This is a genomic window from Mangrovibacterium diazotrophicum, from assembly GCF_003610535.1.
Lineage (GTDB): Bacteria > Bacteroidota > Bacteroidia > Bacteroidales > Prolixibacteraceae > Mangrovibacterium > Mangrovibacterium diazotrophicum.
On sequence record NZ_RAPN01000001.1, the window covers coordinates 3,305,618 to 3,317,648 of the forward strand.

The window sequence follows — 12,031 nt, forward strand, 5'->3', positions numbered from 1 at the left end:
TTTTTTTATTTCATGTTAAAAGTAATCTCCCAAACCTTCAGGAATAAATTCGTAGGTCATAATGTGTTGTAATTCTGCATCTTCTACTTCAGCGTAGGTTTCCCTTTTATCCAGAATAGCATCCATGACGCTCATCCTGAGTTCATTCAATTCAACAGGCAAACAAGCCGCACGCCGTTCCACAACTACTTCTTTTTCATCATTCAGGTAAATGGTTTCGAGATCGTTCAAGCCTGTAGCTTGCGGAAAAATGTGGCTCACATGGTATTCAACATATACCGGTAAACCCAACTGTCTCGCTTTTTCGAGTTGTTCCACGTGAAAATCCAGTCGACCGCTCCGCGCTGAAAAACTCGCTTTTCCGGCTGCAATTTCAGGTGCAAAAACAGCTTCTATTTCCGACTTTTTATCAGCAGGTACTTTCGTAAACAGGTTGCGGATAAAACCATTTGTGGTGACATTTTCCCACGGATATGCCACAATGTGTGCATGTTTTTGCCGGTTCGCCGATTTCTGATGACGATTCTTATACACGAAGGCGCAATAGTTGATTGGTAAGTCAATCCCCTCGTCCAAACTGTATTGGATCAATCTTAAAGCGGTTAATTCCGAGTCGATTACCGTCACTTTTTCGCCGTGTGTGTAGGTGTAATCGTGTTCTACTAATTGATTGAAATTATAAGGTGTCAACCTCATTTGGTGGAAGTTGAGATGACTCACGCCGAGATCTTTCAGCTCGCGGATCTTTGCTTTCAACAAATCTTCTTCCTGCGGTACAGCCGGTATTTCGACCGTTACCACCGGGATTTTACCAACCGCCAGTTGCAGCTGATCTGTCTTGTACTCCGTTGCTCCAATGTCGAAGCGCATTTCATTCAAACCAGCTAATTTGAAAGCTTCAACCTTTTCCGGAGTCAACAGAATTCCGTTGGTGTACAACCAGACGTAAACCTCGTCGCCGAAGGCCTCTTTCACCGCTTTTACAAAAGCCAGACTCTTGTCGAAACTAATCAGCGGCTCGCCCCCCGAAATACTCACGCCTTTAAAGCCAAACTGCCGAATATATTCCACATAGCTTTCCGGTTCGTCAAAAATAAGTGTATTCGTCTCTGGCCGAGCCAAATCGTTTTGCTGTGTCGGGCAGTAAAAACACTTCCCGTTACACAGGTTGTTGATGAAAAGACACGACCACTGCCCTTCGCCGCAAAGCTGGCAGCCCCGTGAAAGTTTTTTTACATCAACTTTACTCTTATGAAATCCCCATTCAACGCGGTCGCCGATGGCCTCCAAAATTTGTTGGCGCTCCAGCATCGCGGTAGCAGCTTCATCGGGCGACGGGAACTTCAAATAGTTGTATTTCACCTGATATTCTTCCTGATTCCTCAGCAAGTGCCGCTGTTTTAAAGGCGTTAACCCATTCATTCAGTACTTCAAATAACTTGGCGCAAATATAATTTCAAAATGAATCGCTTGATTCAGCCGCTTGCATTTTCAGCGAAGCATTTTTGCGGTGGCAGAACTTTTGTACAGCTCGAATGTCTATTTTATTGAACCTGAAAAGCTACACGTGATGAATTACCGTATTGAACACGATACTTTGGGTGAGGTCAATGTACCTGCCGACAAGTACTGGGGCGCACAAACACAACGATCAATTCAAAATTTTAAAATCGGAAAACCGGCAAGCATGCCGATCGAAGTTATTCATGCTTATGGAATTTTAAAGAAAGCAGCAGCTATTACCAATTGCAGTTTGGGCGTTTTGACTACTAAGAAAAAGAAAGCGATTATCGCTGTTTGCGATGAAATTGTAGCCGGCAAACTCGACGACCAGTTCCCACTAGTCGTTTGGCAAACAGGTTCGGGCACGCAAACAAATATGAATGTGAATGAGGTGATTTCGAACCGTTCACATGTGCTAGCGGGCAATAAATTGGGAGAAGGCAAACCTGCCATTCACCCAAATGATGATGTCAACAAATCGCAGTCGTCCAACGATACCTTTCCCACTGCCATGCACATTGCGGCCTGCATCAAACTCCTGGATCACACCATTCCTGCATTGGAAATGTTGCGCGATGCTTTGGAGGAGCAATCCGAGGCCATGATGAGCCTGGTGAAGATTGGACGCACCCATTGGATGGACGCTACCCCGCTCACTTTTGGACAGGAGTTCTCGGGTTATGTGTCTCAAATCGAACACGGATTAGTTGCGCTGAAAAATACCTTGCCGCACCTCCTCGAACTGGCTTTGGGCGGAACAGCTGTTGGTACCGGCTTGAATACGCCCGATGGATATGCTGAAAAAGTAGCTGACACCATAGCAGAACTGACCGAATTGCCCTTCAGGACGGCCCGAAATAAATTTGAGGCCCTGGCTGCGCATGATGCCTTGGTTGAATCGCATGGAGCGCTGAAACAAATTGCCGTCAGTTTGATGAAAATTGCCAACGATATTCGCCTGATGGCATCCGGACCGCGCTCCGGAATCGGCGAACTTATTCTGCCTGCCAATGAACCGGGATCGTCCATCATGCCCGGGAAAGTAAATCCAACTCAAATTGAAGCGCTCACCATGGTCTGTGTTCAGGTAATGGGCAACGACACCACCATGAGCATTGCAGGATCCAATGGTTTCTTCGAACTAAATGTTTACAAACCACTCATGATCAACACCTTTTTGCAATCAGCCACACTTTTGGGCGATGCTTGCAAATCATTCACAGAACTTTGTGTTTCAGGAATTCGGGCAAACACCAGCCGGGTTCAGCAACAGGTTGAGCAGTCGCTGATGCTTGTAACAGCTCTCAATACGCACATAGGTTACGAAAATGCGGCAAAGATTGCCAAGAAGGCTTATGCAGAAAACACGAGTCTGAAAGAAGCGGCGCTCGCTCTCAACCTACTGACCGCCGAGCAGTTTGATGAATGGATAGTTCCTGAAAAAATGGTGAATTTACAAAAGCATAAAAATCCCTCTGGGGGCTCAGAAACAGAATAGTTTTCGAGAAATTTCTACCTTTGCAAAAATTTCTCAAATCGATGGACAACCAACTACAGATCTACAATACATTATCACGCAAAAAAGAGGTTTTTGAACCGCTCCATCCGGGCAAAGTCGGATTGTACGTTTGCGGCCCTACCGTTTACGGCAAGGCGCACCTGGGACACGCGCGTCCGGCGGTCACTTACGACCTTCTTTTCCGCTATTTAAAACACCTTGGCTACAAGGTTCGCTACGTGCGCAACATCACCGATGTTGGTCACCTGGCCAACGATGCCGATGAAGGTGAGGACAAAATTGCCAAAAAAGCACGTTTGGATGAACTGGAACCCATGGAAGTGGTGCAGCTTTACACAAACGATTATCATAAAAATATGGAGAAGCTGAATGTGCTTCCTCCAAGCATTGAGCCGCGTGCAACAGGGCACATCATCGAGCAAATCGACGTTGTTCAGAAAATTCTGGATGCCGGATACGCTTATGAAAGTAAAGGTTCGGTCTATTTCGACGTTGAAAAATACGCGAAAGACTACCCTTACGGAGAGCTTTCGGGTCGTAAAATTGAAGACCTGCAAGCTAACACCCGCGACCTAGACGGACAGGATGAAAAACATTCTCCACTGGATTTCGCCATTTGGAAAAAAGCTTCGCCGGAACACATCATGCGCTGGCCATCCAAATGGAGCGACGGTTTTCCGGGATGGCACCTCGAGTGTACGGCGATGAGCTGCAAATATTTAGGCGAAACCTTTGATATTCATGGCGGTGGAATGGATTTGACTTTCCCGCACCACGAAGCTGAGATAGCTCAGGCAAAAGCAGCAAACGGACACGATGCCGTTCGCTACTGGATGCACAACAACATGATTACGCTGAACGGGCAGAAAATGGGAAAATCATTGGGCAACGCGATTTCTTTGGACGAATTTTTCGCAGGCGATCATCCGTTGCTCGAAAAGGCTTACAACCCGATGACTATTCGTTTCTTCATGCTGACAGCTCACTATCGCAGCACACTGGATTTCTCGAATGAGGCTTTGCAAGCAGCAGAAAAGGGCATGGAGCGTCTGCTGAAAGCATCGGAAACACTGGACAAATTAACGGCCAGCGATCAATCATCAGCGTCGGTAAACGTAGCAGAGCTGAAAGAAAAATGCTATGCGGCCATGAACGATGATTTGAACAGCCCAATTGCTATTGCTCACCTATTTGATGGTGTGAAGTTGATCAACTCGATTGCAGACGGCAAAGCAACAATTTCAGCTGAAGATCTGGAGGCCTTGAAATCGTTGTTCAATACCTTCGTTTTCGATTTGTTTGGCCTGAACAAGCCTGAACAAGCTTCCGGAAACGTTGAAGCATTTGATTCTGCAATTGACTTGTTGTTGCAACTGCGCCAGGATGCAAAAGCCAATAAAGACTGGGCTACTGCTGATAAAATCCGCAACGAACTGACCAGACTGGGTTTTGAAATTAAAGACACCAAAGAAGGTTCGACCTGGGAATTGAAGTAAATTCAATCAACAACATACCGAAACCCTTGCAATAACCTGCAGGGGTTTTTTGTTTCTCAGAAGCCTTTCTGCTCTAAAAAATCTATTTTTACTTGTTCAACAAAAAGAACCACATCATGGCAGTATCACGATTTGGCGTATCGTTAGACGAAGAGTTACTCAAAGCACTGGATGAATACGTCCAGGAAAACAATTTCTCCAATCGGTCGCAAGCAATCCGGTTCCTCGTGGAAAAAAACCTTGTGGAAAAAAAGTGGAAATGCGATAACATTGTCGCTGGTGCCATCACCTTGGTTTACAATACAAAAAAGAAAGAAATCCGTTCCCGAATTCAGGATATTCAAGCTGATAACACCGAGGTTATTCTATCCTCTCAACTTTTTCACCTAAACCCGGAAAACTGCATGGAAATCGTAGCCGTCAAAGGTCCCTCCTCCAAACTAACTGAACTTTCGGACCAGTTGATTGCTGTAAAAGGCATTCAACACGGCAAACTCATCATGAGTAAAGTCGAATAGAAATTACGATCTAAAACAGACAATAATTAAAAGCTATGAAACAATTTTTGACGGTACTTTTTTTCGCACTTGCTGTAATTGCGCAAGCTCAGGTAGAGCCAATTTACAACCCCGAAGCAGATGCTCAGGCAGACATTAACGCCGCCGTTGAACAAGCTGCCAAAGAAGGTAAACACGTCTTTCTGAAAATTGGCGGAAACTGGTGCGGTTGGTGTCGCCAGTTTCATCAGTTCATTAAGGATGACGCTGAAATCAGCGAATACATCTCAGCTAATTTTGTCGTTGTGAACGTAAACTACAGCAAGGAAAACAAAAACGAAGATGTATTGGAAAAACTGGGGTTTCCACAACGATTTGGGTTCCCGGTATTCGTCATCCTCGACGCAAAAGGAAACCGCATTCATACGCAGAATTCAGCCTATTTAGAAGCTAAAGTAGGCTACGACAAGAGCAAAGTACTTGCCTTTTTCAAGCAGTGGTCACCGGCTGCGCTCGACCCGAAGACCTACGAAAATTAGGCCCGGAAACATGATTTTCATTCTGTATTATCCCTTGAAATTCCCATAACTTGCGGGAAACATCAAGGGATTTTTTATGAAAGCAATTGTCAAAAGCAAGCCGGAACGCGGCCTTTGGATGGAAGAGGTTCCCATGCCTGCTGTCGGTCCAAACGACGTTCTCATCAAGGTGAAAAAGGCTGCTGTTTGCGGAACTGACTTACACATTTACAAATGGGACGAATGGGCGCAAAATACCATTAAAACGCCGGTCACCATTGGCCACGAATACATGGGTGAGGTAGTTGAAACCGGATCCGAAGTTGACCGGGTTCATGTGGGCGAACGTGTTACTGTTGAAGGCCACATTGCCTGCGGTTTCTGCCGAAATTGCCGCCGTGGGCGCCAGCACATATGCGACCACACGCTTGGCATCGGGGTTCAGCGCGACGGTGGATTTGCCGAATACATTTCGGTGCCTGCAAAAAACGTTCTGAAGATTGATAGCCGCATTCCTGACGAAATCCTTTCGATCATGGATCCGCTCGGCAATGCCACACATACTGCGCTCTCCTTCCCGCTTTTGGGAGAAGATGTGCTGATCACCGGTATCGGCGGCCCGATTGGAGCAATGGCTACAGCGGTCTCTCGCTTCGCAGGAGCGCGAAACATTGTCGGAACTGACCTTTCCCCCTATCGACGAAATTTAGCCCGTCAAATGGGCGCTACGCTCGTTATTGACCCGATGAAGGAAAATGTGAACGAAGCCATGAGAAGCCTCGGAATGGTTGCCGGCTTCGACATCGGCCTGGAATGCAGTGGTTCGCCAGTCGCTTTCAACGATATGGTTGAGAATATGTACAACGGTGGCAAAATATCCCTGCTCGGCCTGCTGCCTAAAAACACTCAAATAAATTGGAGTAAATTGATTTTTAAAGGATTAACTTTAAAAGGAATCTACGGACGGGAAATGTACGAAACCTGGTATCACATGGAAATGATGCTGACAACTGGCCTCGATATTTCACCGGTCATCACCCATCGCATGGAAGCAGATGATTTTCAGCAAGCTTTCGATATTATGGAAGAAGGAAACTGCGGGAAAATTATTCTGAACTGGGAATAGCTTTTCATTCAATTTTTAGATAAAACGAAAAAGGATCAGGCTCTAGAGTTTGATCCTTTTGCTTATCGTGAACTCCAGAAAACTGGTGCCATTGGCAATTTGCAACGAATTAAACCGCACATCCGAGTTGAACTGTGTTTGCACGAAAGAGGCGCCGAAGTAAAACCAAGGGAAGTGATAACCCCCGGATAATCTCACTTCACCCCCTAAACCGGGCTTCGTTTGCGAAATGTCGTTTTCGTCAGTAAAGGCTAACTGGTTGTAACGAACGCCGAATTTAGCAGAAGTTGAAGCTGTTAAAATTGCATATTTGAAAGGAACCAGCGAATAGGCATAGCCCAAACTACCGGAGATCGAGTAGGAATGGAAATTCATCAATCCATCCCAATCTTTGAAATACTGCTCTGTGAACTCAGACGGGATAATCGCCTCTCCGTTTTCAATTTTAAAGGATGAAAGACCGCAGCCCCAAATCAGAGAACCGGCGCTTTTCTTTTGTAAATCCGTCTGGTTGAAAGCTGCCTTATAGGAAAATCGCTTTGAATTTAAAACGTAAATGAAGTTGACGCCCAAATTACTCGTTTTTAGCCCTCTATTTACGTGATAGACACCAGAGGCGTCAGCGTCAAACTGATTCGCGTTCTTACCATGTAAAGTGAGGTAATAACCCGTTGTACGCAAAGCAACAACATCCAAAATGAAGGGCCGGGCAATGATGTAACTTTGCAAGCCAAAACTGGACGACTTTCCGTAAATATCCGGATTGCTATGTGAAAAGGGTAAGTCAGCTCCGACCTTCAACCCAAACCATTTGTAGTTTACACCGACACCCAGTTTAAAGGAATCGTTTGATCGATAGCGAATTCCGATATTATTGGCCCGATCACTGAAATAGACGTGATTTCCTTTGTCCGCCGTGTACAAGCGAACAACCACATCATCATAATACGAATCAATGTAATTCGAATCAAATTTGGGCGTTTTCTTTTCCCCCAAGTCTTGCCCGCTAACAAATTTTCCAGCACAAAGAAGTGCAAGAATCACCAATCCCCTTTTCATTCAATTTTCTAGACATCCAGCTCAAGCCATACCGGACAGTGATCCGAATGGACAACTTCCGGCAATATACCCGCTGCTTTTATTTTTTCTTTCAATGGTTCTGTTACCATGTTATAATCAATCCGCCAGCCTTTGTTTCGGGCTCTGGAGCCCGCTCGGTAACTCCACCAGGAATACTGATCAGGCTCGGAAACAATCTCGCGAAACGAATCGACGTAGCCCAACTCCACAAATTGCTGAAACCACTCTCGCTCTTCCGGCAGGAATCCAGAGGTATTTTGCTGCTTTTCCGGGTTGTGAATGTCGATCCAAAGGCGGCAAATATTATAATCGCCCGAAATTACTAAATTTGGTAAGCTATCACGCAACTCATTTAAATAAGCCGTGAAATCAGCTAAAAAATCCATTTTATAGTCCTGTCTGGGCCCTCCAGTCGTTCCCGAGGGGAAATAGGCGCTAAGCACCGAAAAACCGCTAAAATCAGCTCTAATAACCCTTCCCTCCACGTCATACTTCTCATTGCCAATTCCCTTTTCCACGTGAAATGCAGGTTCTTTACTCAAAATCGCTACACCGCTGTAGCCAGGCCTTGCCGCTGAAAAACTGTAAAAATGATAACCTAACGCCTCAAAATCAGACTCATTCATCTGACCGGGTAGCGCTTTAATCTCTTGCAAACAGATGATATCCGGATCTTCCTGCTTTAACCAACCCAAAAAATCTTTCTTTATCGCAGCGCGAATGCCATTAACATTATAGGATAGAATACGTTTCACAAATTTTCGTAATTTTGATTTATCTTTTCAAAAATAACAGAAACAATTAACTCAGAAAACCCCGTGAACAAAGGCATTGTCATAAAATCAACCGGTAGTTGGTACAGTGTGAAATCCGAGTCCGGACAAACTATCGAATGCAAAATCAAAGGGAATTTTCGCATCAAAGATATTAAAAGTACCAACCCAATCGCAGTAGGTGATCATGTAGAGTTCCGCCTCGATGATCAGGAAGGAGATGATACGACCAAACCCGTCGGTTTGATTACGGAAATTGCTGACCGTAAAAACTACATTGTGCGCAAAGCTCCCAACCTCTCCAAACAATCTCACATCATCGCGGCAAACATCGATCAGGCGTTCCTGGTGGTCACAATCAACTACCCGATTACCACTCCTACATTTGTAGACCGATTTTTAGCTTCAGCAGAAGCCTACAGAATACCTTGCACATTGATTTTCAATAAAATAGACCGTTTCAACAAAGAACAAACAGCCCATTTAGACGAATTGATCGAAACCTACCAGGCAATTGGCTACCGATGCCTGAAAACTTCAACTAAAAAGAATATCGGTTTGGATACCTTGAAAGGTTGGATGACAAATAAAATCAATGTTTTCTCCGGCCACTCCGGTGTAGGCAAATCTTCGCTGATTAATAAAATTGAACCAACCTTAAATCTGAAGACGAAAGAAATTTCAGAATACCATCTCTCAGGGATGCATACCACAACTTTCTCGGAAATGTTCGAATTGAGTTTTGGCGGCTACATTATCGACACTCCCGGGATAAAAGGATTCGGGATGTTGGATATGGAAAAATCGGAAATTGGCCATTACTTCCCAGAAATTTTCCAGCGCCTCGAAAATTGTCAATACTATAATTGCACCCATACACACGAACCAGGTTGCGCGGTCAAAAAAGCGGTGATTGAAAATGAAATTGCAGAGAGTCGTTACTATTCTTACCTCGGTTTACTCGAAGCAGACGAAAAATACAGAAATTGATCTAGATCAAACTAAAATATGAACCCGCCAAAAGCGGGTTTTTTATTGCATTCTTATCTTTATTTCAGCGTTTTAAGCCAAAATGATCGAAAATTTTAGTCGTACGAGAATCGCCTATTTCAGCGGAGATCGTACCGTAGGCCTGTTTTTTAAGATTCTCAAGGCTCTTAAATTTTCGCAAAAGGTGTTGAACGGTCTTTTCTCCAATTCCGGGAATATTACTTAACTCCGATTGAATAAAATTCTTTGATCGTTTCTGTCGATGGAAAGTAATTCCGAAACGGTGTGCTTCATCTCGCGCTTGCTGAATCACTTTTAGGGTTTCTGAATTTTTGTCGAGATACAACGGAACCGAATCTCCCGGGAAAAATATTTCTTCCAATTTTTTTGCGATTCCAATAATCGGAACCTTCCCCCGCAAATCCAATTTTTCGAGCGCATTTAAAGCAGCACCCAATTGCCCCTTTCCCCCATCGATGATTATCAAATTCGGCAATGTTTTATTTTCGTCCAATTGGCGTTTGTAACGTCGGTAAACAATTTCCTCCATCGAGGCAAAGTCATTCGGCCCTTCTACTGTTTTTACATTGAAATGGCGATACTCTTTTTTGGCGGGTTTTGCATTTTTAAAAACAACACAGGCAGCAACCGGATTTGTTCCCTGTAAATTTGAGTTATCGAAACATTCGATCTGAACAGGAAGATCTTTCAACTGAAGATCCTTCTTCATCGTCTCTAAAATTCGGTTTGTGCTCGTTGCCGGCTTCGAAAGCGCAAATTGCTTTTCCTTTTCCAGTCGATAATATTTTGCATTACGAACTGAAAGATCCATCAATTTCTTTTTATCCCCTCGAACAGGTACTTTAAACTCTACCCCATCCAATTGAATATCGGGTTTGAAAGAAACCAGCAACTCTTTCGCATTACTGAAAATTTTTTGGCGAATGTCCACGATCGCATATTCAAGTAATTCTTCAGCCGATTCGTCCAACGCTTTTTTTATCTCGGTTGTGTACGTTTGAACAATTGCGCCATTGATCACTTTCAGGTAATTTACAAAAGCCGATTTCTCCACCACTTCAATCCCGAACACATCAACATCGGTAATCGTCGCACTAACCACCGTCGAGCGATTTTGAAATTTCTCCAAAATATCCAGCTTTTCCTTTACCTGGTTCGCCTCCTCGAATTGGTAATTCGAAGCAAATTCCTTCATCATTTCCCGAAGGTATTTAATCACACCCGCGATATTTCCTTTTAAAATATCTTTGATTTCTTCAATGTATTTAAAATACTCATGCTCCGTTTGATTTCCTTCGCAAGGCCCCAAACAATTTCCGATATGATACTCCAAACACACTTTATATTTGCCGGCATCCACATTATCCTTTTGCAAATTCAAATTACAATTGCGCAGTTTATACAATCGACGGAAAAGATCGAGCAGAGTACGAACAGCAATCACCGAAGTGTAAGGACCAAAATAAGTGGAGCCATCGCGAACTACATTTCGGGTTTGAAAGACGCGTGGAAAAGCTTCATTTTTGACAACAATCCAAGGATAAGTTTTGTCGTCTTTCAACCGAATATTATACCGAGGTTGATATTTTTTAATGAGGTTATTTTCGAGAAGAAGCGCATCTTGTTCCGTCTCCACCACCAGATGTTTGATGTCGTAAATATTTCGAACCAACAAAGCTGTCTTCCGATTTTCATGATTTTTGCTAAAATAGGAAGACACCCGTTTCTTCAAATTCTTCGCTTTTCCCACATAAATAATCTTCCCCGTATTGTCAAAATACTGGTAAATTCCCGGCTGATCCGGCAACACCGAAACCAACTTTTTCAGATGATCTGCGCGACTATTTACACTCGAATATTTCAAATTTCTAAACTCCTTTCAATAAAAAAGCGGATCTTTCTAAATTAGAATATCCGCTTCAAATTAAAACAAATTTTATCGTTTGTCACTAAAAAACCGATGATCAATATTCGACCAAACTATGGGTTTCGTACTGCGACAAAATATCCTTATTTCCGTTTTCGATAAACTTCAAATCGCAAATAAAAGAGAAATAAACTTTCTTCACATTCATTTGCTGCACCAACTTCAGTGCTGCCAAAGCTGTCCCTCCGGTAGCTAACAAATCGTCATGAATCAACACGACATCATCTTCCGAAAGTGCATCTTCGTGCATCTCGATCGTGTCGGTTCCGTACTCCAATTCATAGGATTCCTTCACCGTTTTCGATGGCAGTTTTCCCTTCTTACGAATAGGTACAAAGCCGGCATTAATGCAATATGCTACTGCCCCACCAACAATAAATCCACGGGATTCCAGGGATACAATCTTTGTAATTCCTTTATTTGCGAAATAAGAACTAATCTCTTCTACAACCTGGCGAAAGGCTTTTTCATCCTTCAGTAGTGTTGTAATATCCTTAAAATTGATTCCCTCAATCGGATAATCCTGAATTTCGCGGATATATTTTTTCAAATCCATATTTTTATTTTTCATGTTCCACGTG

At 43.6% G+C, this 12,031-nt stretch carries 11 protein-coding genes; 6 read left to right on the top strand and 5 right to left on the bottom strand.

Annotated features, from left to right (window positions below):
* Positions 1 to 15 precede the first annotated feature (15 nt).
* On the bottom strand, positions 16 to 1,389 hold the full coding sequence (locus BC643_RS12960) for a radical SAM protein (protein ID WP_170154541.1): 1,374 nt from the start codon (positions 1,387 to 1,389) through the stop codon (positions 16 to 18).
* A gap of 181 nt (positions 1,390 to 1,570) precedes the next feature.
* On the opposite strand from BC643_RS12960, the gene fumC reads away from it, so the two are divergent.
* The 5 genes from fumC to tdh all read left to right on the top strand — a co-directional run bounded on the left by fumC (position 1,571) and on the right by tdh (position 6,659).
* Positions 1,571 to 3,001: a class II fumarate hydratase gene (fumC, locus tag BC643_RS12965; RefSeq protein WP_120274271.1), complete on the top strand. Its 1,431-nt coding sequence runs from the start codon at positions 1,571 to 1,573 to the stop codon at positions 2,999 to 3,001.
* Positions 3,002 to 3,042: 41 nt separating this feature from the next.
* A complete protein-coding gene (gene cysS / locus BC643_RS12970; RefSeq protein WP_120273491.1) occupies positions 3,043 to 4,518 on the top strand; it encodes a cysteine--tRNA ligase in 1,476 nt (491 codons plus the stop codon).
* 116 nt (positions 4,519 to 4,634) lie between these two features.
* Positions 4,635 to 5,036, top strand: coding sequence for a nickel-responsive transcriptional regulator NikR (nikR, locus tag BC643_RS12975; RefSeq protein WP_120274272.1), 402 nt, complete (start codon positions 4,635 to 4,637; stop codon positions 5,034 to 5,036).
* Between the two features lie 35 nt (positions 5,037 to 5,071).
* Complete coding sequence (locus BC643_RS12980; protein ID WP_120273492.1) at positions 5,072 to 5,554, top strand: thioredoxin family protein; 483 nt, start codon at positions 5,072 to 5,074, stop codon at positions 5,552 to 5,554.
* A gap of 76 nt (positions 5,555 to 5,630) precedes the next feature.
* Positions 5,631 to 6,659: an L-threonine 3-dehydrogenase gene (gene tdh / locus BC643_RS12985; protein ID WP_120273493.1), complete on the top strand. Its 1,029-nt coding sequence runs from the start codon at positions 5,631 to 5,633 to the stop codon at positions 6,657 to 6,659.
* Between the two features lie 42 nt (positions 6,660 to 6,701).
* Here tdh and BC643_RS12990 read toward each other — a convergent pair whose 3' ends face one another.
* Both BC643_RS12990 and BC643_RS12995 read right to left on the bottom strand, forming a co-directional pair.
* On the bottom strand, positions 6,702 to 7,718 hold the full coding sequence (locus BC643_RS12990) for a DUF4421 family protein (protein WP_120273494.1): 1,017 nt from the start codon (positions 7,716 to 7,718) through the stop codon (positions 6,702 to 6,704).
* An 8-nt stretch (positions 7,719 to 7,726) separates the two neighbouring features.
* On the bottom strand, positions 7,727 to 8,494 hold the full coding sequence (locus tag BC643_RS12995) for an exodeoxyribonuclease III (RefSeq protein ID WP_120273495.1): 768 nt from the start codon (positions 8,492 to 8,494) through the stop codon (positions 7,727 to 7,729).
* 63 nt (positions 8,495 to 8,557) lie between these two features.
* Between BC643_RS12995 and rsgA the strand changes: the two genes are divergently transcribed.
* Complete coding sequence (gene rsgA / locus BC643_RS13000) at positions 8,558 to 9,502, top strand: ribosome small subunit-dependent GTPase A (RefSeq protein ID WP_120273496.1); 945 nt, start codon at positions 8,558 to 8,560, stop codon at positions 9,500 to 9,502.
* Positions 9,503 to 9,566: 64 nt separating this feature from the next.
* On the opposite strand, the gene uvrC is transcribed toward rsgA, so the two are convergent.
* Both uvrC and BC643_RS13010 read right to left on the bottom strand, forming a co-directional pair.
* The gene (gene uvrC, locus BC643_RS13005; protein ID WP_211338050.1) at positions 9,567 to 11,387 is read right to left on the bottom strand and encodes an excinuclease ABC subunit UvrC; all 1,821 of its coding nucleotides are present in this window, start codon (positions 11,385 to 11,387) and stop codon (positions 9,567 to 9,569) included.
* A gap of 100 nt (positions 11,388 to 11,487) precedes the next feature.
* Entirely contained in the window at positions 11,488 to 12,021 is a 534-nt protein-coding gene (locus BC643_RS13010) for an adenine phosphoribosyltransferase (protein ID WP_262697250.1), read from the bottom strand.
* Positions 12,022 to 12,031: the final 10 nt, after the last annotated feature.